The sequence below is a fragment of the Longimicrobium sp. genome (assembly GCA_036389795.1).
GTDB lineage: Bacteria > Gemmatimonadota > Gemmatimonadetes > Longimicrobiales > Longimicrobiaceae > Longimicrobium.
In genome coordinates, this window is sequence record DASVWD010000057.1 from 1 (window position 1) to 23517 (window position 23517).

A 23517-nucleotide genomic window follows, 5' to 3' on the forward strand; every position below is an offset into this window, starting at 1 on the left:
TGATGCCGATTGAGAATCTGATCCGGTAATCGGGCTCGTAGGGGCGAGGCCTGCCTCGCCCGCTGCCTCTCGCAACACCAAAGCTCGTCGAAGCGGGCCGGGCATGTCGCCGCGTGATGGCCTTCGGCCATCCGGGCGAGGCCTGCCTCGCCCCTACGGGAACTTCGATCGCGAATACCGAAGCAGATCGTCAATCAGCATAAACCCGGGGCTACGACAGCGCAAAGTCCGCCTGCGCGGACTCCCACGCAGCGTTCCGCGCGAATCCCGATCTCCCCCTCATTCCGACGGTCCCGCCGGGCGAGGCAGGCCTCGCCCCTACGGGGCGCGTTCCCGCACCGAGCCGCAGAGTACCCTCTCCCGAAGTTGGGAGAGGGTGGCGACGCGGTAGCGGCGCCGGGTGAGGGCCCCCGCCGCCGCGACGATCCCGCCGAAGCACACCAGACCTCCCGCACTTCGCACTTCGCACTTCGGACTTCGCACTTCGCCACCCCACCCGGGCCCACCTCTTGCACCCGCGCGCAACCCGTCGCGAGACCATCAAACCGTCAGACGCGAGGTTCGGAACGTGGCGGAGATCGCGCATCGGCTGCAGGCCACGCTGGGCGGCGGCGGCGAGGTGAACGTGGGGAGGAGCGAGCGCATCGCCTCGGTGCTGGGCGGGGCCGCGCTGGCGGGGTTCGGCGCCCGGCGGCGCGGCCTGGGCGGCGCGCTGCTGGGGCTCGCGGGGGCGGCGCTCGTGCACCGCGGCCTCACCGGGCACTCGTTCCTCTACGGCGCGCTCGGGATGGACACCGCGGGCGAGGGGCTGCGCGGCCGGCTCGCGGAAGACGAGGAGGCGGCCGTGAGCGTGACGGCCTCCGTCACCGTCAACCGCCCGGCCGACGAGCTCTACGCCTTCTGGCGAGACTTCCGCAACGCCCCCCGCTACATGGACCGCATCTCCCGCGTGGAGGTCCTGGGCGAGGCGCGCTCGCGCTGGACCGCCACGGGGCCGATGGGGCGCTCGTGGGAGTGGGAGAGCGAGGTCACCGAAGACCGCCCGGGCGAGCTGATCGCCTGGGAGTCGCTCCCCGGCTCGGATCTGCCCAACCGCGGCTGGGTGCAGTTCCTCCCCGCCGGCGACGGGCGGACCGAGGTGCGCCACTTCGTGGAGTTCGATCCCCCCGCCGGCGTGGTGGGCCAGGCGGTCGCCCGCGTCTTCCACCAGGCGCCGGCCGAGATGGTGCGCGGCGACCTGCGGCGCTTCCGCGCGCTGATGGAGGCGGGCGAGATCGCCACCACCAGCGGCCAGCCCTCGGCGCGCGAGGAGTGGGAGGACGATGCCGGGCGGTGACCGGCACCTGCGCGTCGTCCGCCGCGGCCCCCCGCCCGGGCCCCTGGGCGAAGCGCCGCGCCGCGACTTCTCGCGCGCCGAGACGGTGGCCCTCCTCCAGGGCGGCTACTACGCGGCCACCGGCGTCTGGCCCTACCTCTCGCTCGAGTCGTTCGAGGCCGTCACCGGTCCCAAGGCCGAGGGGTGGCTGGTGAAGACCGTGGGCGGGCTGGTGGGGGTGATCGGCGGGGTGCTGGCGGCGGCCGGGGCGCGGCGGCGGGTGACGCCCGAGATCGCCTGGCTGGGCGCGGGGAGCGCGGCGGTGCTGGCCGGGATCGACGTGTGGTACGTGGCCCGGCGGCGCATCCCCCCCGTGTACCTGCTGGACGCCGCGGCCGAGGCGCTGCTCTCCGCCGGGTGGGCCAGCGCCGCGCGGGAACTGGAGGAAGACGGCGAGCCGGACGAGGCGGACGACGGGTGGCCGGCCGGGCCGCGGGGGCGCTCCGCGCGGGGGAGGAGGAGGGGAGGATGAAGGCGGTCTGCTGGCACGGGGTCGACGACGTGCGCGTCGACGACGTCCCCGACCCCGAGATCCTGAACCCGCGCGACGCCGTCGTCCGCGTCACCACCACCTGCATCTGCGGCTCGGACCTGCACCTGGTGGACGGCTACGTCCCCTCCATGCGCGACGGCGACATCCTCGGCCACGAGTTCATGGGCGAGGTGATGGAGGTGGGCTCGGAGGTGAAGAACGTCTCCGTCGGCGACCGGGTGGTGGTCCCCTTCAACATCGCCTGCGGGCGCTGCTGGTTCTGCGAGCAGGACCTCTGGTCGCTCTGCGACAACTCCAACCCGAACGCGGCGGCGCTGGAGAAGATGTACGGCTACGCGGGCGCCGGGCTCTTCGGCTACTCGCACCTGTACGGCGGCTACGCGGGCGGCCAGGCCGAGTACGCGCGCGTCCCCTTCGCCGACGTGGGGCCGCTCGTCATTCCCGAGCACCTGCCCGACGAGAAGGTGATCTTCCTCACCGACATCTTCCCCACCGGCTACATGGCGGCCGAGAACTGCGGGATCCGCGAGGGCGACACGATCGCGGTGTGGGGGTGCGGGCCGGTGGGGCAGTTCGCCATCCGCAGCGCCTTCCTGCTGGGCGCGGGGCGGGTGATCGCCATCGACCGCGAGGAGGCGCGGCTGAGGATGGCGCAGGCGGGCGGCGCCGAGGTGCTGAACTACGAGGAGGTGGGCGGGCTGCTCGACGTGACCGACGCCGTGCGCGACCTCACCGGCGGGCGCGGCCCCGACGCGTGCATCGACGCGGTGGGGATGGAGGCGCACGGGAAGGGGCTGGAGTGGTGGTACGACCGGGCCAGGCAGGCGCTGCGCCTGGAGACCGACCGCCCGATCGCGCTGCGCCAGGCGATCCAGGCGTGCCGCAAGGGCGGGACGGTGTCGATCCCGGGCGTCTACGGCGGCCTGCTCGACAAGGTGAACTTCGGCGCCGCGTTCGCGAAGGGGCTCACCTTCCGCATGGGCCAGACGCACGTGCACCGTTACCTGCGCCGGCTGCTGGAGCACGTGGAGCAGGGCGACATCGACCCCTCCCTCGTGATCACCCACTCGATGGGCCTGGACGACGCGCCGCACGGCTACAAGATCTTCAAGGAGAAGCAGGACGAGTGCGTGAAGGTGGTGCTGACGCCGTGAGGGAAGTGCCCAGTGCCCAGTGCCCAGGTGTCGCGGGCGGCTGAAGCCGCGGCAACAAAGGCAGCAAGCCTCGCAAACCCCGCGAGGCTTCAACGGCAAGACAACAGCGCGGCGGACCGAGCCTGGTTCGCCGCGCTTCGTACCGTTCTGTTGGGGCGAGGCCCTGCCTCGCCCGTGCCCGGCTCCACACCGATCCTCGCCGAAACGCGCGGGACCTCGCCCCCGCAGCCTCGCGCGGTTTGCGAGGCTTCCTGCTGTTGTTGCCGCGGCTTGAGCCGCCCGGACCAGACCAAAACCCTGGCGCGGCGCGTTAGATTGGAGTCCCGCGCCGAAGCCCGGCGGCGGACAACGCACTAACGCACTAACGCACTAACGCACTAACGCACTAACGCACTAACGCACTAACGCACTAACGCACTAACGCACTAACGCACTGAACGATGGCCGAATACACGTTCGTCGCCGACAAGACCGGCGAGCTGCGCATGGACGCGGCCGCCAAGGAGGAGCGCTACGGCGAGGTCGCGGCGCAGGTGGAGGCGTGCCTGGCCGGAGAGCCGGACCTGCTGGCGGCCATGGCGACGGTGGCGTGCCTCCTCCACAACGCCTTCCCGTACTACTTCTGGACCGGGTTCTACCGCCGCGTGGGACCCACGCGCCTGCTGGTGGGGCCGTACCAGGGGACGATGGGGTGCCTGGACATCGACTTCTCGCGCGGCGTCTGCGGCGCGGCGGCCACCCGGCGCGAGACGGTGGTGGTCGACGACGTCGCCGCCTTCCCCGGCCACATCGCCTGCGACGCGGCGTCGGCGTCGGAGATCGTCGTCCCCGTCTTCGACGCGGCCGGCGAGCTCGTGGCCGTGCTGGACGTGGACAGCACCCTCCCGGCGGCGTTCGACGAGGTGGACCGGCGCTGGCTGGAGCGGATCGTGGCGCTGCTCGCGAACAAGGAGCCGCGGCCGGTGGTCGGCGCGGGCTAGACGGTCAGCACCGTGAGGAGCAGGGTGGCCGCGACCCCGAAGATCACCACGAAGAAGTAGACGGAGAGGAGCGCCAGGTACTTCAGGCCGGTCAGGAGGTAGCCCTGGCCGTAGTTCTTCTTCATCGCCAGGAACAGGTAGACCAAGACCCAGGCGAAGAAGAGGCCGCCCAGCACCCTGCTCCTGAGGAGGAGCGCCGCCGCGAAGAGCAGGAAGGCGAAGGCGTGCACGTGCAGCGAGAAGACGAAGTGCTCCACGTACATCCGCCGCCTGCGCGCGTACAGCAGCCAGAGCATCGCCGCGAAGACGGGGAGCAGCGCGAACACCACCTTGGGCGCCGTCCGCAGCATGCCGGACGACAGCAGCCGGATCGACTCGCGCGGGGTGAGCGAGTTGATCCGGTCCGCCTGCTGCTGGAGGCGCCTCGCCAGCGGCTTCCACAGCCGGTTGGCCTTCACGGTGTCGAAGCTGAAGTTCACGTTCTCGTACCTGGGCGGCGCCGACGGGTCGGTCTGCAGGACGCGCAGCGAGTCCGCCGGCACCCTCGTCTCCATCTCCCGGATCATCGCGTCCGGGTCGGTCACGAACGAGAGGCCGATGAAGAAGAGGAGGCTGGCGATCAGGTAGAGGCGGAAGGGCGGGATGTAGCGCGCGATGCGCCCGGTCACGTACTCGCGGGTGAGATGCCCTGGGCGGAGGAAGAGCGCGCGGAGGGTGCGGGGGAGCGCGGCGTTGAGCGAGAACTGGTCCTCGACCGCCTCGGCCAGCAGGCGCCGGAGCGACACCACCCGCGGCGCGTTGCGCTGGCCGCAGTGCGGGCAGTAGTGGTCGCTCACCGGCGTGCCGCAGTTGGCGCACGCGCCGGGGGACGGCGCCGGGCGCCGCCAGCGCGGAAGGCTCCAGCTTCGGGGTGGCGCCTGCTCGGTCATCGGCCGGTGTGCCGGGCTTCAGCCGCGAGGTCCGCTTCCGCCTGCAAGGTGGCGTCGCGGCTCCCTACAGGCAATCATCCTGCCGCGACCCGCTGTCGGACGGGCGGGACCGCCTCCCGGTTCGTTGTCCTCCCTCTCCCCGCGCGCGTATCTTCCCCGCCGTCCCCTCCTCCCTCCCGACGCCGGCGCGCATGGCCACGGACCCCGAGCACGACGCCGAACCCTCTCCGCCCGGCGGGCCGCCGAAGCGCCTGCCGCGGCTGGTGCGGGCGGCGCTGCGCGTGCCGCTCTTCTACAAGATCCTGATCGCCAACGCGGTGCTGGTGCTGGTGGGGACCATCTTCGGCAGCACCGTGACGGCGGCGTACGTGCGCCGCTCGCCCGACCGCTCCACGCTGGACCTGGTGGGCGCGCTGGCGCTGGCGGGGATCGCGGTGACCCTGGCGGTGAACGCGCTGATCCTGCGGCTGGCGCTCCGGCCGCTCGACACGCTGGAGGGCACCGCCGCGCGGGTGCAGAAGGGCGAGCTGGACTGCCGCGCCCCCGAGAGTGCCGTGGCCGACCGCGAGCTGCTCCGGCTCACGCGCACCTTCAACGGCATGCTGGACGCCGTGGCCCGCTACCGCGAGCGGCTGCGCGACGTGGCGGCGCGCGCGCTGGGCGCGGCCGAGGAGGAGCGCAAGCGCATCGCCCGCGAGCTGCACGACGAGACGGCGCAGATGCTGGCCGCGCTGCTGATCCGCATCCGCGTGGTGCGCGCGGCGAAGGACCCCGAGGCGGTGGGCGCGCTGCTGGACGAGATGCGCGCCGAGGTGGGCGGCGCGCTGGAGGGGATCCGCCGCTTCGCGCGGGGGCTGCGCCCGCCCGCGCTCGACGAGCTGGGGCTGGTGCCCGCCATCGAGGGGCACGCGCGCACCCTGCGGGAGATCTCCGGCCTGCACATCACCGTGCACGCCGACGGCGAGGTGGACAGCGGCCTGCGCCCCGAGGCCGAGCTGGCCACCTACCGCATCGTGCAGGAGGCGCTCAGCAACGTGGTGCGCCACGCCCGCGCCACCCGCGCGGCCGTGCGCATCACGCGCGAGCCGGAGCGCCTGGTGGTGACGGTGGACGACGACGGCCGCGGCTTCGACCCCGAGAACGTGATGTCGACCGACGGCGGGGGCCTGGGCCTCTTCGGAATGAACGAGCGCGCCGCCTACCTGGGCGGCCGCGTGCGCGTGGAGAGCACCCCCGGCACCGGCACCCGGGTGCGCGCGGAGATCCCGCTGGGCCAGCCGGCCGAGGAGTAGCCGCACACGTTCGGGCGCGACACCCGGGCGGCGCCCCGACGACGATCCTTCCAGCGCGGGAGTCCCCGGCAGATTAGCCGCCGGGGACAAGCACGCCGTCGAGCGTCCGCGCGGGATGTGCCGGCCGCCGGTCGGGCCACGGCTCGTCGGCCCGGAGCACGTGGACCCCCACGGCGTACCGTCCCGCGGGAACGTCGCGGATCACGGCCTCGAAGCGGTGTGGAAGGAGGACGGTGCTGCCGCGGGACGCGGCTTCGGCGAGAAGGTACAGCACGACGTCTCCGGACCCGCGGAGTTCCGCCCGACCGACCCAGGCATACACACCGGGGCTCTCCGGTGCCGGCAGGACTCCGGTGACGCGGATTTCGCCTGGTCCCGCGAACGCCCGCAGCGACGTGTCCGGAGTGGGCTGGTCACCGTACAGCGGGACGGCCGCGAACTCCACAGGCAGCAGCCTTCCGCCGCCGGGCTGGCCCGCCTGCGCGGCGGTGTAGCGCTCCACCAGCGGAGGCACGTCGGTGGCGACCACCTCGGAGATGTTCCGGGCGAACCGCGCAGGGATCGCGTGTGCCGGTACGCTGGGATGGAGGCGCCACGCCAGGCGTACCACGCAAGGCACCACGCCGTCCTCGGGGAGGATGTAGTAGCCCGAGAGCGCAAAGCGGAGCCGGTACCCTCCGGCGCTGTCCGTCCGGGTGTGGTTCACCATGTATCCGGGCGGGCACTCGGCCACCACTTCGCCACCCCGCACCGGCACGCCGTCGGCCCAGGAGGCGGTACCGCGCAGGAGCGCGTACCCGGAGGCGCCCACCCCTAGCGGCGGCACCGGCCACGCGGTGTCCTGGACGGCCTCGCCTCGCGGCGAGGGCGAACGGTCCACTCGCGGGCCGGCGCAGGCTGCAGCGGTGCCGAGCGACACCGCTCCCAGGAGCCATTTCGCTGCTTGCATCCGGGCGGGCACCTCAGCAGGTGATCTGCGTCCCGCAGGTTGGATCGGTCGGCTCATCCGGCGGTATGGCGGGATCCTCCTCGGGCTGGAGATTCCGGAAAGTCGGAACTCCCCCCACGCCGTCCCGCTTCCGGTAGAGGTTGAACAGCCACAGCCGACGGAAGTTGTCGCTGAACGGGTCCACGGTGAAACCTCGAGCGTCCTGCGCCCACGAGCTCTGCGGCCGGGTGTCGAAGAACGTCATCAGCCTCTCGCCCGCCGAAGTGATCATTCGCACCTGGTACGGGAAACGGTCCTCCATGCACCAGATCAGGTGATCGATCCCGGTATACGGAGAAAAGCTTCCGCCGACCTGCAACGAGACCTCGCAGGTCTTGATCGCAATCGTCACGTCCGAGGGTGCTTTCTGGACGTTGTCGTTCGTCTCCCCCGTGGGATCGGTGATGTCCCACAGGAACGCATGAATTGCGCCCTGCACGACCGAACCGTCGTCGGTGCAGAGGGGGCCGGCGCAGTTCAGGTAATGGCGGTTCTCTTCCAGATCTCTCTTCCAGTTCGGCAGATCGCCCTCCCGAACCAGCACCGCGTACCAGTCCGCGAAAGCCTCCCCGAGCGCGCAGCCGAAGTTGGTCTTGTTCCCCGGAAAATGTTCCCTCGGACAGGAGTCTCTGTAGTACCGCATCAGACCGTCCCGCGCGGGGGATTGATACAGGTAGCGATCCTGCCAGAGGTGCCCGTACTCGTGCGCCGCGACCAGCACACCCATTTCACCCCAGATGTGATCCCAGGCCGGTTCGATGTGCAGTTCCCCTTGAATGTAGTCGTAGCGGGTCCCGTACGAGCTGACGGGGTACAGCCCGGCCCGGATGATCGCGGGCGGATCGGACCCGAACCGGCTCCGGTGCCCGCCCCAGGTCTTGTTCAGGTTCGTGAACAGGTGACTCTGCTGGTTGTCCGCGGTCACGGCGATGCTGCCTCCGCAGGCTCCGAAATATTGTCCGGCCGTGGTCCGATCGGGGTTCGACGTAATGTAGCTCTTGACCTCCGCCTTCCGGTTCTCGGTGTGCACCGTCAACTCCAACCGGCGCCCGCTGCTGGGCCCAAGGCAATCGATGGTCGGGCTCACTCCGCTCGCGTTCGTGTACCCGCCGCCACGCCCGACCTCGCTGCTGGTCGCCGTGTCGAACACCTTCCACGCCACCCACGCCTCGGCAAGGGGCCGCACGATCCCGGTCCCTTGATCGTTGTACGTGACCGTGACCGCCGCCGTGGCGTTGCCATCCGGTGGCGGAGGCGGCGGTGGAGAGAGCGTCACGCTGTCGGTGCTCGGACACAGTGTCATGACCACCTGCGTGGTGTCGCCAGACCAGATGCTGCAGGTGACGACGGTACCGCGGTGGCGAATGCGCGGCGGCTTCCGCTCCGAGCCCAGCGGCCCCCGCACCCGGCGCGTTCCCCCTGGAAACAGCGTGGGGTCGAACCGCTCGGTCACCCGCCCGCCGTGCTCGTCGATCCACAACCAGAGCTCGCGTCCGGCCCCGGTGCCTACCACCTGGCCGCCGTCCGTGGCCCGATCGTCGGAGCGCTGGGTCGCCACTGCCATGACACTGTAGTAGCCCGGCTCCGGAATGATGATCGTGGCGCGCTCACGGAACGTCTCCCCCACCGCGAAGCTCTTGCGCATCCCGAAGTGCGCGGGTGACTCCTCGCCGGCCGGAATCTCCACCACCTCCCAGCCGCTCCGCTCGGCGGCGGCCACCTCCGGCAGGATCAGCCGTACCTCGCCCTCGCGCGTTGCGAAGCGAGCGCTGCCGCGCACCGTGAAGTGGATCGGATGTCCAGGCCTGAGTGTGCCTTCCACATCCAGGTCGATCTCGAAGCGCGGATGGATCACCAGGTCGGGACCGGGGCTATCCACCACAGGCGTGGCATCGAGCTCCGGTCCGGCGGGCGGAGCAACTGGGGATGCCGCCTTATCCGTGCAGCCGACCAGCAGCACCGCTGCAAGAGCCAGGTAGCGTCGCCGGAAGGGCGGGCCAGTGTACCTCCACGGGGAAACGGGATGCACGGAAGCCTCTGGTCGAGGGGATTGTACGGGATAGAAATGGGAGGTGGCTGCGCTGCAGAAGGACCGCTCTCACCGATTGTCCCGAATGGAAGGAAACAAATGGTACCATAATCGAACGCAGAATGCAAGATCGCTGAGTGTGAAGAAGGTTCGGCACGTCATCCGCCGAGACAGCCGCCTCCGAGAAATCCCGTCCACACCGCGCAGATTGCGCCGCCGCTTTGAGCCCGCTTCCCCTCCCCGTTAGATTCCACGCTCGTTTCCGCCACGGGACCGCCCGCGGCGTGCTCCCCCGTCTCCCGTCCGGATGAGCCAGGCCACGCCTCCGCAGACCCCGCCCGCCGCGCCCCCGGCGAAGCCGAAGCTCACCTTCTGGCAGAAGGTGAAGGGCGGCGAGCTGCGCCGGCTCACGCCGCGGCTCCGGCCGCACGCCGGCGCGCTCGGCATCGCCACGGTGATGCTGCTGGCGGGCACGGCGGCGTCGCTGGTGTTCCCGGCGGTGGTGGGGCGCATCCTCGACGCGGCCGCCGTCTCCCCCGACGCGCGGCTGCTGAACCGGACGGCGCTCTTCCTCTTCGCGCTCTTCGCCCTCCAGGCGGTGCTCACCTTCGGGCAGACGTACCTGCTCTCCGCCGTGGGCGAGCGGGTGATCGCGGGGATCCGGCGCGACCTCTTCGGGCACCTGCTGACGCTGCCGCCCGCCTTCTTCGCCGACCGCCGCACGGGCGAGCTCACCAGCCGCCTCACCGCCGACGTGGGGATGATGCAGGCGGTGCTCTCCACCTACGTCTCCGAGCTGTTCCGGCTGGCGCTCACCCTGGCGGGGACGATCGTCATGCTGGTGCTCACCCAGGCGCAGCTGGCGCTGCTGACGCTGGCGGTGGTCCCGATCGTCGTCGGCACCGGCGCCTACTTCGGCAAGCTGCTGCGCAAGTCGTCGCTGGGGGTGATGGACCAGGTGGCCGAGGCCACGGCCATCGCCGAGGAGGCGTTCGCGCAGATCCGCGTGGTGCAGAGCTTCGTGGGCGAGGAGCACGAGCGCGGGCGCTACGGCCAGCGGATGGACCACGCGGTGGCCGTCGCGCTCAAGCGGGCGGTGACGCGCGGGCTGTTCTCCAGCGTCATCGGCTTCGCCACCTTCAGCGCCAGCGTGCTGGTGCTGTGGGTGGGCGGCAAGATGGTGCTGGCGGGCGAGCTGACGGCCGGCACGCTGGTGAGCTTCCTCCTCTACGCCGGCTACGCGGCCAGCTCGGTGGGCGGGATCGGGCAGCTCTGGAGCGCCTACCAGGAGGCCACCGGCGCCGCGGGGCGCGTCTTCGAGATCCTGAACGCCCGCCCGCGCCTGCGCGACCCCGACCGGCCCGTGCCGCTGCCCCAGCCGGTGCGCGGCGAGGTGGCGTTCGAAGAGGTCTGGTTCCGCTACGAGCGCCCGGCCGAGCTCCCCACGCTGCCGCCGCCGGGGAACCCGATGATGTGGTGGCTCCCGCCCAAGGAGGACGCCGCCCCGCCGCCCCTTGAGACGCCGCCCGACTGGACGCTGCGCGGCGTCAGCTTCCGCATCGCGCCGGGGGAGACGGTGGCGCTGGTTGGCCCCTCGGGCGCGGGGAAGACCACCATCGCGGGGCTGATCCCGCGCTTCTGGGACGCGCAGGGCGGGCGGGTGGCGCTGGACGGCGTCGACATCCGCGAGCTGCGGCTGGCGGAGCTGCGCGCGGCGGTGGGGCTGGTGCCGCAGGAGACGCTCCTCTTCAGCGGCAGCGTCCGCGAGAACATCGCCTACGGCCGCCCCGAGGCGAGCGACGCGGAGGTCGAGGCGGCGGCGCGGGCGGCGCACGCGCACGAGTTCGTGCAGCTCCTCCCCGACGGCTACGACACCCGGGTGGGCGAGCGGGGGGTGAAGCTCTCGGGCGGGCAGCGCCAGCGCGTGGCCCTGGCGCGCGCGATCCTGAAGGACCCCACGGTGCTGATCCTGGACGAGGCCACCAGCAGCCTGGACGCCGAGAGCGAGGCGCTGATCGAGGACGCGCTCAACCACCTGCTGAAGGGCCGCACCACGCTGATCATCGCCCACCGCCTCTCGACGGTGCGGCGGGCGAACCGGCTGCTGGTGCTGGACCGGGGGGAGGTCGTGGAGGAGGGCACCCACGCCGAGCTGCTGGCCCGCGGCGGCCTGTACGCGCGCCTCTACGCCCGCCAGTTCCGCGACGAGCCCGCGGACGCGGAAGCCGCCGAGGCCGAGACGCCCTCCGAGGCGGTGCGCGAGGAGCTGGCGATGGAGGGGCTGGTCTGACCGAAGTGCGAAAGTGCTGAGTGCGAAAGTGCGAAAGTAAACCGCGATCGATCACTCTCGCACTCTCGCACTCTCGCACTCTCGCACTCTCGCACTCTCGCACTCTCGCACTCTCGCACTCTCGCACTCTCGCACTCTCGCACTTTCGCACTTCGCACTTCGCACTTTCCCGTTGCGACGGTTGACGGCGTCGCTATAATCCGCCAGCACCGATTGCACCCACCTCCGAATCCGTGGAGAGCAGGATGGCTTCCGAAGGGAAGGTCGAAACGCTGGTGATCATCGGCTCCGGGCCGGCGGCCTGGACGGCGGCGCTCTACGCGGCGCGCGCCAACCTGGACCCGCTGGTGATCAAGGGCGAGCCGTCGGGGGTGATGATCCCCGGCGGGCAGCTCATGCTCACCACCGACATCGAGAACTACCCCGGCTTCCCGCAAGGGGTGAGCGGACAGGAGCTGATGGAGAAGATGGAGGCGCAGGCCGTCTGCTTCGGCGCGCGCACCATGATGGAGAACGTGGCCTCGGTGGACTTGTCCGCGCGCCCGTTCGTGCTGCGCCCCACCTGGTCTCCGGAGCTGCGCGCGAAGGCGGTGATCGTCGCCACGGGCGCCAGCGCCAACTGGCTGGGGCTGGAGAACGAGCAGCGCCTGGCGCAGACCGGCGGCGGCGTGTCGGCGTGCGCGGTGTGCGACGGCGCGCTCCCGGCCTTCCGCGAGCAGCGGCTGGTGGTCGTCGGCGGCGGCGACACGGCCATGGAAGAGGCCACCTACCTCACCAAGTTCGCCAGCGAGGTGGTGATCGTGCACCGCCGCGACGCCTTCCGCGCCTCGCAGGTGATGCAGGAGCGCGTGCTGGGGAACCCCAAGATCACCGTGCGCTGGAACTCGCAGGTGGTCGACGTGCTGGGCGACCGGTTCCTGACCGGCGTGCGCCTGCGCGACACGGTGACGGGCGCGGAGGAGGACTTCCCCTGCGGCGGCCTCTTCGTCGCCATCGGCCACACGCCCAACACGGCGTTCCTGGGCGGGCAGCTCGAGCTGACGCCCGGCGGCTACATCAAGCTGTGCAAGGCGTTCCGCACGGAGACGTCGGTGGAGGGGGTGTTCGCCGCCGGCGACGTGATGGACGACTACTTCCGCCAGGCGATCACGGCCGCGGGCACCGGGTGCATGGCGGCGCTGGAGGCGGAGCGCTGGCTGGCGCACCACGGCGTGGCCGAGGCCGAATCGCCCGTGCTGGAGACGGCCGAGAGCTCCGTCGGCACCGGCGAGGCGATGGAGCTCACGGCCTGAGAGCCACCCCGTACCGACGATCAGGGCCGCGTCCCGCCACCGGGAACGCGGCCCTTCGCGATCCTTCGCGGCATGGTTCGGTCTCCCCTTCGAGCACTGGACTCACGGATGACCAGGCGGGGTTCGCTGTATTCTGAGGCCCGATCGCCCGGGACCGGCAGCCGCACGAATGATCGCAGGGCCGAAGAATCTTCTCACCTCTCCACGTGGGTCGGGCGCGGTAGCGACACGGATGCCCGCTCGCTTCATCCACGCTGTTTATCCGGACCTGGGGTGATACAGAGCACAGAGGCGGCAGAATGCAAATCGTGCTGAAACCGCGTGAGCCGGTGACCGACACGGGAGAGGTGCCCGCGCGCGGCGAGCCTCGGGAGGTCACGATGCGGTTCCGGGACGCGGAAGGCGAATGGAGCGAGGGCGTGCTCGCGACGCCGGCCGGGCCCAACCGCTGGCGGATCGAGGAGTCCGCCGTCAGCACGGCTCGCGCGCGGGTGGGGAACGTCGTGGAGGTGGAGCCGCTGCCGTCCGGCGAGCTCCGGCTGGTGCGCGTCGTCCGGCGCTCGCCCTACCGCAGCTACCGCTGGCTGCTCTGGCGCGCGCTGCTGGACTCCGACGACTTCGCGGCGCTCTGCCGTCGGGTGGAAGAAGCGGGCGGCGTGTGGAGCCGGGTCTTCGGCGGCGTGGTGGTGATCGACGTGCCCAGGGACAGCCCGCTCGACGTGAAGGCGGAGATCGCCCGCCTCTCGGAGAAGTACCCCGGCCGGTCCGCGTCCGTCCCGGTGCCCGCGCCCGGGACCGACGCCGCCCCCCGCCGCCCGCGCTGGAAGTTCTGGAAGCGCTGAGCGGCGCGGCTACCCGTCTCCCGCCTCTCGCGAACGCAGCGCCTCGCGGACCTCCATCAGGATCTTCCCCAGCATGTTCTTCCCCGTTCCGTCCGCACCGCAGCCCCAGTAGTAGTCGCCGGGCGCGTTCTCGACGATCTCCTCATGGCCGGTGGAGAGGAGCAGGTCGCGCAGCGCGCGGTGGGTCTCGAACTTCCGCAGCACGGCGCGGCGCATCACGTCGTCCTTCACCTCCTCCCAGTCGGCGCGCAGCGGCCGGCCCCGGTCGCGCCCGAGATTCGCCGCGTCCTTCGGCGTGCGCGCGCGGCGGACGGCGTCGGCGTGCGGCGTCCCGGCGAACTTCTGCGCCTGGAAGTAGTGCTCCGCCGTGGGCCACTATTCGCCGTCCAGCTCCACCCCGTGCGGCGAGAAGTTCGAGAAGCACCCGTACGGCTCCTCGCGCGGGACGTAGAAGTAGATCGGCATCGTCGGATGATGGTCCCGGAGCGCACCGGAGTCCGTACCCCCAATGTTGTCATCCTGAGGGAGCGTCCGCGCGTAAACTTACTCCCGCGCAGATGGTTGGACGCGACCGAAGGATCTGCGGACAGGGAGTGAGCGTCAGCCGGGCTCACGCTCGAATCCAACCCGCAGATCCTTCGTCGCCGCCCGGAATCCGCTCATTCTGATGGTTCGGTGCGGCGGCTCCTCAGGATGACAAACGTTGTGTGAACACCAAGAAAAATCGCCCTCCCCCGTCTCCCGGGGAAGGGCGATCTCTCGCGCGCGGCGATCCCGCGGCCAGCGTCTACCGCGTCCCCGGCACCAGCGGCGGCTTGCGCGGGCGGGGCCGGGGGCGGTCCTGCTCGGACTGCGGCTCGCGGTCGCCGCCGCCGGTGAAGAACTCGCCGATGCCGCGCAGCGCCCGGCCCATCCACCCCCGCATCCCCTCCGGGTGCAGCGGGCAGGCGTCCAGCGGCTCCGTGCCGGGGATGAAGTACTCGGTGGCCACCTCCTCGCCGGGGCAGTTGGCCGTGGCCAGCTTCCCCGTGTGCCGGTCGATCTGCACCGCCAGCAGGTCGCCCGGGGCGGCCCAGGGCGCGGGGGGCGCGTGGCGCGTGTAGTGGTCGGCCACCACCCGCCCCCACACCGGCGCCGCCAGCCCGCCTCCCGAGGCGTCGGCCAGGATCGCCTGAGGCCGGTCGAAGCCCAGCCACACCCCCGCCACCAGGTCGGGCGTGGCGCCGATGAACCACACGTCGGCGCCCTCGTTGGTGGTCCCCGTCTTCCCCGCGGCGGGGACGGCGTACGGCAGCCCCGCCTCGCGCACGCCGCTCCCCGTGCCGCGGTCCACCACATCGCGCATCAGCGAGGTGGTCAGGAACGCCACGCCCGGCGAGAGCGCGTACCGCCGGGACACGCGGCTCTCCCACACCACGTTCCCCTCCGCGTCCTCCACGCGCCGGACGAGCCGCGGCTTCACCACCGCGCCGCCGGTGGCGAACGCCGAGTAGGCGGCCACCAGCTCCAGCGGCACCACCTCGGCGGCGCCCAGGAAGGTGGAGGGGTACGGGCGGATCGGCGTGGTGAGCCCCAGGTCCTTCGCCGTCGAGACCACCCGGCCGGCGCCCACGCGGTTGCCGAGCACCACGGTGGCGCGGTTGGAGGAGAGGCGCAGCGCCTCGCGCAGGTCCACGTTCTGGGCGTCGGAGACGTGGTCGGCCGGGCGGTAGGCGCCCAGCGAGTCGACCGCGTCGGGGCCCAGCAGCGGCGTGCTGATCGGGATCCCCTGCGCCAGCGCCGTGGCGTAGACGATCGGCTTGAACGCCGAGCCCGCCTGCCGCTTCGCCTGGGTGGCGCGGTCGAACTGGCTGAGCGCGTAGTCGCGCCCGCCCACCAGCGCCAGCACGTCGCCGCTCGAGGGGTCGATCGCCACGAACATCCCCTGCAGGCACTGGTCGGCGTCGGGCGTCCCGCCGGAGAAGCACGCGCGGTGGCGGAAGCGCCCGAAGCGGCCCGCCTCCACCGCGCGCACCTGCTTCACCAGCTCGCGCTCGGCGGTGGCCTGCAGCTGGGGGTCCAGCGTGGTGAACACGCGCAGCCCCTGCGTGTCGGCGTCCTCGCCGAAGCGCTCGCGCAGCTCGCGGCGCACGGCGGCCACGAAGTACGGCGCGCGCCCCCCGGCCTCGGGCGGCGGCGCCAGCCCCAGCGGCCGGGCCTTCGCCTCGCCCGCCTCGCCCGGGGTGATGACGCCGGCGTGCGCCATCAGCCCCAGCACCAGGTTGCGGCGCTCGACCACGGCGGCCGGGTTGCGGCGCGGGTCGTAGTAGCTGGGCGCGCGGGGGATGGCGGCCAGCGCCGCGGCCTCGGCGTTGGTGAGCCTGGCCGCCGGCTTGCCGAAGTAGCCGCGCGCCGCCGCCTCCACCCCGTAGAGGCCGGAGCCCAGGTAGATCTGGTTGAGGTACAGCTCCAGGATCTCGTCCTTGCTGAACGCGCGCTCGATGCGGCGCGCCAGCACCACCTCCCACAGCTTGCGGCGCAGCGTCTTGTCGCGCGGCAGCGCGTCGGGGAAGACGTTGCGGGCCAGCTGCATGGTGATGGTGCTGAACCCCTGCTGCCACGACCCGGCCTGGACGTCGCGCACCAGCGCGCCCGCCACGCGGCGGTAGTCCACGCCGTGGTGCCGGTAGAAGCGCTTGTCCTCCACCGCCAGGAAGGCGCCCGAGACGTGGGCGGGGACCTGGGCGAGGGGGACGACGATGCGCCGCTCGGGGGCCAGGTGCGCCACCACCTTCCCGCCGCGGTCCAGCACTTGGCTGGCCTGCGGGGGCGTGTACAGGCGCAGCGCCGCCACCGACGGGCACGCCGCCCCCGAGCAGCGCGGCCAGATCGCCGCCAGCCCGATCCCCCCGGCCGCGACGACGACCGCGAGGGCGATCAGCGTGGCGCGGAGGAAGCGGCGGAGCCTGGGGCGCGCGCTCGCGGAGCGGCGGCGGGTCCTGCGTCGCCTTGCAGCCATTCTTCCCGTGGAGCGGGGGGAGGAGGATGCGGGTGTGGGGGAGGTCTACCGGAACAATATAACCGATGTTCCGGCAGGTGCGGAGGTTACGTGTGGATCCGAGACCGAGGCAATACCCCTTGAGCCCCGCAAGCGATTGTCTAACAATAATTTGCACGTAGGGGCGAGGCATGCTCGCCCGTCCGGCGGCGAAGCCGCCGCGCCCTCACCCCCGCAGCATGCGCCCGCCGTCGACGACCAAGACGTCGCCGGTGACGAAGTCGGCGCGGAGGAGGTAGAGGAGCGCGGTGGTCACGTCCCCGGGCGAGCCGTTGCGCTTGAGCGGGGTGGTGCGCGCGAGGCCGGCGACCTCCTCCTCGCTCATGTCCTCGGGCGGGAGCACCGTCCCCGGCGCGATGCCGACCACGCGCACCTCGGGGGCGAGCGAGCGGGCGGCCACCTTCGTCAGGTGCACCAGTCCGGCCTTGGAGACGGCGTGCACCGCGTACGCTCCCCACGCCTGGAGCCCCGCCAGGTCGCACATGTTGACGACCACGCCGCGGCGCTCGCGCAGCGTGGGCGCCAGGCGCTGGATCAGGAAGAAGGGCGCCTTGAGGTTCACGGCGATGGTGTGGTCCCACACCTCCTCGCCCGCCTCCTCCAGCCGCTCCGCGGGGAAGACGGAGGCGCTGTTGACCAGCACGTCGATCCCCCCGAACGCGCCGACGGCCTCCCTGGCGATGCGCTCGATCTCCGCGAAGCGCGACAGGTCCCCCCCGATCGCCACCGCCTCTCCCCCGCCCCGCCGGATCTCCTCGCACAGTTCCTCGGCGGGACCCGCGGACGAGTTGTAGTGCACGACGATCCGCATCCCTTCCCGCGCGAGCGCCTCCGAGATCGCCCGCCCGATGCGCACCGCGCCGCCGGTGACGAGGGCTGTCTTTCCTTGCAGATCCATGGACCGGGAGGATGCAGGCGATGGAGGAAATCCCACCCCTCTCCCGCGTAGCGGGGGAGGGGAGCGCGCCCTCTGGCTGCGAGGAACGAGCAGCCGAGGGTCGCGCGGGGGAGGGGGCCTCCCGGCGGCGCAGCCGCCGGACGGGCGAGGCAGGCCTTAGGCAGGCCTCGCCCCTACGGTTTTCACGCGCTCCCTACTCGTCGTCCTGCTTGAAGATCTTCAGGTTGGTCGAGTGCCCGGGGTTGACGCGCGCCTTCGGATTCAGGTAGTGCACCGCGTTGTTGACGGCGATCGCGGCCTCGCCGTAGCCGGTGGCGATCAGCTCCAGCTTGCCGGGATAGTGCACCACGTCGCCCGCGGCGTAGACGCCGGGGAGGCTGGTCTCCATCAGCTGGCTCACCTTGATGGTGTTCTTCTCCAGCTCCAGCCCCCACTGGCCGATGGGGCCCAGGTCCGGCTTGAAGCCCAGCAGCGCCACCACCGCCTCCACGTCGAGCTCGGTGTCCTCGTTCGTCTCGTTGTTGTAGATCGTGGCGCGCGCCACGCAGCCGCCCTCCCCGTGGATCGAGCGCATCTCGTAGGGCGTCAGCACCCTCACCTCGCCCGCCCGGGCGGCCTCCCACATCTGCTCCACGCTGGCCCTGTGCGCGCGGAACTCGGGGCGGCGGTGGATCAGCGTCACCTCGCGGGCCACGCCCTTGAGCCCCAGCACCCAGTCCACCGCCGAGTCGCCGCCGCCCACCAGCAGCACCCGCTTGCCCCGGAAGTCCTCGGGCTGGCGCACGTGCGTGTGCACCCCGCCGCCCTCCGCGTAGTGCTCGTCCCACCCCGGGCACTCCAGCACCCGCGGGTTCAGCGCCCCCTTCCCGGCGGTGATGCACACCGTGCGGGTGAGGAAGTCGCCCCGGGGCGTCACCAGGCGGATGTGGCCGTCCTCGCGCACCAGCCGCTGCACCTCGGCGCCGAGGACCACCTCGGGGCCGAACTGGGTGCCCTGCTCGATCATGTTCTTCGCCAGGTCCTTGGCCAGGATCTTCGGCAGGCCGCCCACGTCGAAGATGTACTTCTCGGGGTAGAGCGCCATCAGCTGCCCCCCGAGCTGCGGGAGCGCGTCCACGATGCGGCACGAGACGCCGCGCAGCCCCGCGTAGAAGGCGGCGAACAGCCCCGTGGGCCCGCCGCCGATGATGGTGATGTCCGTGATGTTCGCCTCGCTCACGCGCGCCCTCTGCTGGAAGTGGGGTTCCGGGAAGCGGCCTAGCTTAAGGCCCCCGCGCCCCCGCGGCAACCGGCCGCCGTCCCGGAGCCCGCCACGTCCTGCTTGTAGTTGCGCGCGCGTGCGCGCGTAAAGGCCGCCCAGATCGCCTCCGATTCCGCACTCCGCACCTCGCGCTTCGCACCTCGCACCGGCCCCCGAAACCGCTCCCGATGCGCCCTTGCACCCTGCAAGGAATCGTGCAAGATCGCCCGCGAAAACCGGGGGCGCCGCCGTCCCACGCGCTGCCTAAGCCGTTTGGAACCAGCGACTTGCGTTTTCCGCCGTGCCCGGGTACACCCGTTGCCTTTTCCCCGGCCCGACAGCACGAGCGTGCTGGCTCACCCCCTCCGCCCAAACCACGGGAGCACACCATGCGGAAGATCCGGAACACCAAGGGCTTCACCCTGATCGAGCTGATGATCGTGGTCGTCATCATCGGCATCCTGGCGGCCCTCGCCATCCCCCGCTTCACCCAGGCCTCGGCCCGCGCCAAGGAGAAGGAGGCGGACGGCATCCTCAAGCAGGTCTACACGCTGCAGCAGACCTACTACGCCAACAACGGCACCTTCGCGCCGTCGGTGGCGGCCCTGCAGACGGTCGGCTTCGAGGCGCCCACCAACCTGAAGAACTTCACGTGGGCCGGGTCGGTGTCCCTGCCGCTCTGCCTGGCGGCCTCGGGCGCCGGCTACAACGGGCGCCAGATCGACGCCAACGGCGACATCACCAACTGCTGATCCAGTACCGCCTGACGCAGAGGGAGCCGGCCCCGGCCGGCTCCCTTCGCATCGGGACCCGCACCACCCCGCTCCACGCCACGAACCCTCACCCTCTCCGACGATGCCAGCCACCGCACGTGCCGCCGGACGCAGCGAGAGAGGCTTCACGCTGATCGAGGTGATGATCGTGGTGGTGATCATCGGCATCCTCGCGGCGGTCGCGATCCCCCGCTTCAACATGGCGGCGCACGACTCGAAGGAGAAGGAAGCCGACCTGCTGCTGAAGCAGGTGTTCACGCTCCAGCAGACGTACTTCTCCCACACCGGCGCCTACGCCAGCAGCGCCTCGCAGCTCCAGCTGGTGGGCTTCGATCCCGCGCCCCCGCTGAAGTACTACACCTTCTCCGGCTCCGTCGGACTCCCGCTCTGCCTGGCCTCGAACGGCGTGTGGGACAGCCGCCAGATCGACCTGAACGGCGACATCACGAACTGCTGATCACGCACCGTTGATCCTGAACCGCAGATCGCGCCGCACGGCGCGGGACGTGAACATTGAAGACGAGCACCGTGCGGGCCCTGCCCGTGAAACCGGAACCGGCCGAGCGGCCTTCGCAGCGCGGAGGCCGCCCGCCGCTTTCCGTGCATGAATCCCGGAAAATCGCCCCGGCGCACCCCCGCGACGCCGTGCTGCGCCGCCGCCGGCTGGCGGTGGCGGCGGCGCTGGCCGTGGGGCTCCTGCTGCGCCTGATGCAGTACGCCGTCGAGCGCTCGCTCTGGCTCGACGAGGCGCTCCTCTCCTCCAGCGTCCTCTACCGCGACTTCGCCGGGCTGCTCAGGCCCCTCGACTTCGGGCAGACGGCGCCGCTCGGCTTCCTCTTCCTGGAGAAGCTGGTCGTCACGCTGCTCGGCACCGGCGAGTACGCGCTGCGGCTGCTCCCGCTCCTGGCGGGCGTGGCGGGCGTGCTCCTGGTGCCCGCCGTGGCCCGGCGCTACGTGTCGAGGCCCGCGGCGCCGCTGGCGGTGGCCGTCTTCGCGCTGGCGCCCTTCCTGGTGTACTACTCGTCGGAGGTGAAGCAGTACGCCTTCGACGCGCTGGTCTCGCTGGTGGTGCTCCTGGCGGCCTGGGAGCTGGCCCGCGCCCCTCGGCCCGCGCGCGCCGCGCTCTTCCTGGCGCTGGCAGGCGTGGCGGGCGTCTGGCTCTCGCAGCCCGCCGTGTTCATGCTGGCCGGCACCACGCTGGCCCTGGCCCAGCACGCGTGGAAGGCGGGCGACCGCCGGCGGCTCTACGCGGCCGCGGCGGCCAGCCTGGCCTGGGGCGCGAGCTTCCTCTTCTCCTACGCGATGTCGCGCCGCACGCTGGCCGACCCCGAGTACATGCAGTCGTTCTGGAAGGGCGGCTTCTTCACCACCGAGGAGATCACCTGGCTCCCGCGGCAGTTCGCCCGCGCCTTCCGCGAGCCGCTGGGGATCATGGGGGCCGACGACTCGCTCCTGCTGAGCTACGCCGGGGCCGGCGCGGCGCTCCTGGCCTTCCTGGCGGGGTGCGCCTGGGCCGCGCGGCGGCGGAGCCTGCGCTTCAACCTGCTGGTGTTCCCGCTCGCGCTCACGCTGCTGGCCTCCTTCGTCCGGCTCTACCCGTTCGGCGGCTCGTACCTGTCGTCGGGGCGGGTGCTCATCTTCCTGATCCCCACCTTCGGCTTCCTGATGGCCGAGGGGGCGGTGGCCGCGCGCCGCCGGCTGGGGGGCACCGCGGGCCGCGCGGCGTTCGCGGGGCTGGCGGTGCTGATCCTGCTCCCCTCGGTGTCGTACGCGGCGCTCTCGGTGCCGCACGTGCGCGCCGAGGTGAAGCCGCTGCTCGACTACGCGGCCGAGCAGCGGCAGCCGGGCGACTTCATGTACGTCTACTACAACGGGCGCGCCGTCTTCCGCTACTACGCGCCGCGCTACGGGTGGACCGAAGCGAACAGCGTGGTGGGCACCTGCGCCCGCACCGAGCCCGTGCGCTACCTGGGCGACCTGGCGCAGCTGCGCGGGCGGCCGCGGGTGTGGGTGCTGTTCGTGGACGGAACGGGCGTGGGAGGTTACAATGAGCGCACCCTCATGCTGCGCTTCCTGGACCACATCGGCCGGCGGCTGGACGACCGGGTGGCGATCGGCACCTCGCTCTACCTGTACGACCTGCGGGAGGAGAACGTGAAGCCCGGACGCTTCCCCGAGCTGATCCCCACCTTCGTGGCCGAGCCGGCGGTGCAGTGCCGCGGGCCCTGGGGGACGAAGTGAGCGTGGCCGAGGCCGCCGCGGGCACCGCCTTCACCTACTCGGGCGAGGAGCTGGACGCCCTGGCCGAGGCGCGCAACTACTACGGGTGGATCACCGAGCGCTTCGCCCCCTATCTGGGCGACCGCATCGTCGAGGTGGGCGCCGGGATCGGCACCTACACCGAGCACCTGCTGCGGGCGCGGCCCGCCGCGCGGGTGACGGCCGTGGAGCCCGCCGACAACAACTACCCGCACCTGGCCCGGCGCTTCGCCCGGGAGCCGCGCGTGGAGGCCGTGCACGGCTACCTGGACGACGCCTTCCCCGCCGGCGCCGCCCGCAGCGTGGTGGCGGTCAACGTGATGGAGCACGTGGAGGACGACGCGGCGTTCCTGGCCGCGGCCAGGCGCGCGCTGGCGCCGGGGGGCCACGTCTGCCTCTTCGTCCCCGCGCTGCCGGCGCTCTTCGGCACGCTGGACGAGGCCTTCGAGCACTACCGCCGCTACACCCGGCCGGCGCTCCGGACGCTGTTCGTCCGCGCGGGGCTCAAGGTGGAGCGGCTCACGTACATGAACCTCCCCGGCACCGCCGCCTGGTGGCTCTCCGGCAAGGTGCTGCGCCGCCGCACGGTGAGCGCCCGCGACGCCCGCCTGTACGACCGCTGGGTGGTGCCGTGGGTGCGCGCCCTGGAGCGGCGCTGGAGCCCGCCTTTCGGCCAGAGCCTGCTGGCCGTCGCCCGCAAACCGCTGGAGGACTGAGGTGATGATGAGCGACTCCGGGCTGCTGCTCTCGGTGGTGGTCCCCGTCTACAACGAGGAGCGGCTGGTGCGCGCCTCCATCGAGCGCCTGCGCGCCGTGCCGGTGCGCATGGAGGTGATCTGCGTCGACGACGCCTCCACCGACGGCACCCGCGCGGTGCTGGAGGCGCTGCACCGCGAGGGGCTCGTCCACCACCTCCTGCTGCACCCCGAGAACCGGGGGAAGGGCTCGGCGGTGCGCACGGGGATCCAGCACGCCACGGGCGACGTGGTGGTGGTGCACGACGCCGACCTGGAGTACGACCCGTTCGACCTGCCGCGCCTGCTGGAGCCGATCGCCGACGGGCGCGCCGACGCGGTGTTCGGCAGCCGCTTCCTGGGCAGCCCCCGGCGCGTGCTCTACTTCTGGCACCGGGTGGGCAACGGGGTGCTGACGCTCCTCTCCAACATGATGACCGACCTGAACCTCACCGACATGGAGACGTGCTACAAGATGGTCCGCGCGGACCTCCTGAAGCGCCTCCCCCTGAAGACGAAGCGGTTCGGGATCGAGCCCGAGCTCACCGCGCGCCTGGCCCAGGCGCAGGCGCGCGTGTACGAGGTGCCGATCAGCTACGACGGCCGCACCTACGCCGAGGGGAAGAAGATCGGCTGGCGCGACGGGATCGCGGCGTTCTGGCACATCGCGCGGGCCAACTTCTTCCGCCCCCGGAGCGTCCCCTCCGCCCGCGACCTGCCGGCGGTGGGCGACGGCCCCTCGGTGTTCCGCCCCGTCCCTTTCGTGAGGGCCGCCGGCTGAGCGGCGGCGACTGAATTTCGAGGCAGCGCGCCTCACCAGAATTGTGCGGGCGGCGGAGCTCTCCCACGGGCTCCGCCGCCCGCCGCTTTTTCGTCTCCCGCGGAAATCCGCCCCGCGCGCGGGTTCCCGGC

Annotated in this window: 19 protein-coding genes and 1 pseudogene; 13 read left to right on the forward strand and 7 right to left on the reverse strand. The window is 71.8% G+C overall.

What is annotated here, in order from left to right; genetic code table 11:
* Window positions 1–568: 568 nt before the first annotated feature.
* The 4 genes from VF746_06675 (at window position 569) to VF746_06690 (ending at window position 4002) form a co-directional block, all read left to right on the forward strand.
* Window positions 569–1336 (forward strand): SRPBCC family protein, encoded by a 768-nt coding sequence (locus tag VF746_06675; GenBank protein ID HEX8692083.1) that lies wholly within the window; start codon window positions 569–571, stop codon window positions 1334–1336.
* The gene (locus VF746_06680) at window positions 1323–1847 is read left to right on the forward strand and encodes a hypothetical protein (GenBank protein ID HEX8692084.1); all 525 of its coding nucleotides are present in this window, start codon (window positions 1323–1325) and stop codon (window positions 1845–1847) included. The genes VF746_06675 and VF746_06680 overlap by 14 nt, the downstream gene beginning before the upstream one ends.
* Complete coding sequence (locus tag VF746_06685; protein HEX8692085.1) at window positions 1844–3022, forward strand: zinc-dependent alcohol dehydrogenase; 1179 nt, start codon at window positions 1844–1846, stop codon at window positions 3020–3022. The genes VF746_06680 and VF746_06685 overlap by 4 nt, the downstream gene beginning before the upstream one ends.
* Window positions 3023–3462: 440 nt before the next feature.
* Entirely contained in the window at window positions 3463–4002 is a 540-nt protein-coding gene (locus VF746_06690) for a GAF domain-containing protein (GenBank protein ID HEX8692086.1), read from the forward strand.
* Here the strand turns inward: VF746_06690 and VF746_06695 are convergent.
* On the reverse strand, window positions 3999–4931 hold the full coding sequence (locus VF746_06695) for a DUF3667 domain-containing protein (protein ID HEX8692087.1): 933 nt from the start codon (window positions 4929–4931) through the stop codon (window positions 3999–4001). The two genes, VF746_06690 and VF746_06695, sit on opposite strands and share 4 nt — an antisense overlap.
* A gap of 191 nt (window positions 4932–5122) precedes the next feature.
* Here VF746_06695 and VF746_06700 point away from each other — a divergent pair, with 191 nt between their 5' ends.
* Window positions 5123–6223: an ATP-binding protein gene (locus VF746_06700; protein ID HEX8692088.1), complete on the forward strand. Its 1101-nt coding sequence runs from the start codon at window positions 5123–5125 to the stop codon at window positions 6221–6223.
* Between the two features lie 73 nt (window positions 6224–6296).
* Here the strand turns inward: VF746_06700 and VF746_06705 are convergent, their stop codons facing one another.
* Both VF746_06705 and VF746_06710 read right to left on the reverse strand, forming a co-directional pair.
* Entirely contained in the window at window positions 6297–6932 is a 636-nt protein-coding gene (locus VF746_06705) for a hypothetical protein (protein HEX8692089.1), read from the reverse strand.
* A gap of 253 nt (window positions 6933–7185) precedes the next feature.
* Window positions 7186–9171, reverse strand: coding sequence for a hypothetical protein (locus tag VF746_06710; GenBank protein HEX8692090.1), 1986 nt, complete (start codon window positions 9169–9171; stop codon window positions 7186–7188).
* Between the two features lie 376 nt (window positions 9172–9547).
* Between VF746_06710 and VF746_06715 the strand changes: the two genes are divergently transcribed.
* The 3 genes from VF746_06715 to VF746_06725 all read left to right on the forward strand — a co-directional run bounded on the left by VF746_06715 (window position 9548) and on the right by VF746_06725 (window position 13664).
* Window positions 9548–11530: an ABC transporter transmembrane domain-containing protein gene (locus VF746_06715; GenBank protein ID HEX8692091.1), complete on the forward strand. Its 1983-nt coding sequence runs from the start codon at window positions 9548–9550 to the stop codon at window positions 11528–11530.
* Between the two features lie 245 nt (window positions 11531–11775).
* The gene (gene trxB, locus VF746_06720; protein HEX8692092.1) at window positions 11776–12822 is read left to right on the forward strand and encodes a thioredoxin-disulfide reductase; all 1047 of its coding nucleotides are present in this window, start codon (window positions 11776–11778) and stop codon (window positions 12820–12822) included.
* A gap of 380 nt (window positions 12823–13202) precedes the next feature.
* The gene (locus VF746_06725; GenBank protein ID HEX8692093.1) at window positions 13203–13664 is read left to right on the forward strand and encodes a hypothetical protein; all 462 of its coding nucleotides are present in this window, start codon (window positions 13203–13205) and stop codon (window positions 13662–13664) included.
* A 9-nt stretch (window positions 13665–13673) separates the two neighbouring features.
* On the opposite strand, the pseudogene VF746_06730 reads toward VF746_06725, so the two are convergent.
* The 4 genes and pseudogenes from VF746_06730 to VF746_06745 all read right to left on the reverse strand — a co-directional run bounded on the left by VF746_06730 (window position 13674) and on the right by VF746_06745 (window position 18818).
* A pseudogene (locus tag VF746_06730) lies at window positions 13674–14027 on the reverse strand (NADAR family protein).
* Between the two features lie 424 nt (window positions 14028–14451).
* Window positions 14452–16662 (reverse strand): PBP1A family penicillin-binding protein, encoded by a 2211-nt coding sequence (locus VF746_06735; protein HEX8692094.1) that lies wholly within the window; start codon window positions 16660–16662, stop codon window positions 14452–14454.
* Between the two features lie 205 nt (window positions 16663–16867).
* Entirely contained in the window at window positions 16868–17599 is a 732-nt protein-coding gene (locus VF746_06740) for an SDR family oxidoreductase (protein ID HEX8692095.1), read from the reverse strand.
* Between the two features lie 193 nt (window positions 17600–17792).
* Window positions 17793–18818, reverse strand: coding sequence for an NAD(P)/FAD-dependent oxidoreductase (locus VF746_06745; protein HEX8692096.1), 1026 nt, complete (start codon window positions 18816–18818; stop codon window positions 17793–17795).
* A 410-nt stretch (window positions 18819–19228) separates the two neighbouring features.
* Between VF746_06745 and VF746_06750 the strand changes: the two genes are divergently transcribed.
* The 5 genes from VF746_06750 (at window position 19229) to VF746_06770 (ending at window position 23386) form a co-directional block, all read left to right on the forward strand.
* Window positions 19229–19591, forward strand: coding sequence for a type II secretion system protein (locus tag VF746_06750; GenBank protein ID HEX8692097.1), 363 nt, complete (start codon window positions 19229–19231; stop codon window positions 19589–19591).
* Window positions 19592–19694: 103 nt separating this feature from the next.
* Entirely contained in the window at window positions 19695–20069 is a 375-nt protein-coding gene (locus VF746_06755) for a prepilin-type N-terminal cleavage/methylation domain-containing protein (GenBank protein HEX8692098.1), read from the forward strand.
* A gap of 143 nt (window positions 20070–20212) precedes the next feature.
* Entirely contained in the window at window positions 20213–21853 is a 1641-nt protein-coding gene (locus VF746_06760) for a glycosyltransferase family 39 protein (GenBank protein ID HEX8692099.1), read from the forward strand.
* A gap of 2 nt (window positions 21854–21855) precedes the next feature.
* Window positions 21856–22587: a methyltransferase domain-containing protein gene (locus tag VF746_06765; protein HEX8692100.1), complete on the forward strand. Its 732-nt coding sequence runs from the start codon at window positions 21856–21858 to the stop codon at window positions 22585–22587.
* A 4-nt stretch (window positions 22588–22591) separates the two neighbouring features.
* A complete protein-coding gene (locus tag VF746_06770) occupies window positions 22592–23386 on the forward strand; it encodes a glycosyltransferase family 2 protein (GenBank protein ID HEX8692101.1) in 795 nt (264 codons plus the stop codon).
* The last annotated feature ends 131 nt before the right edge of the window (window positions 23387–23517 follow it).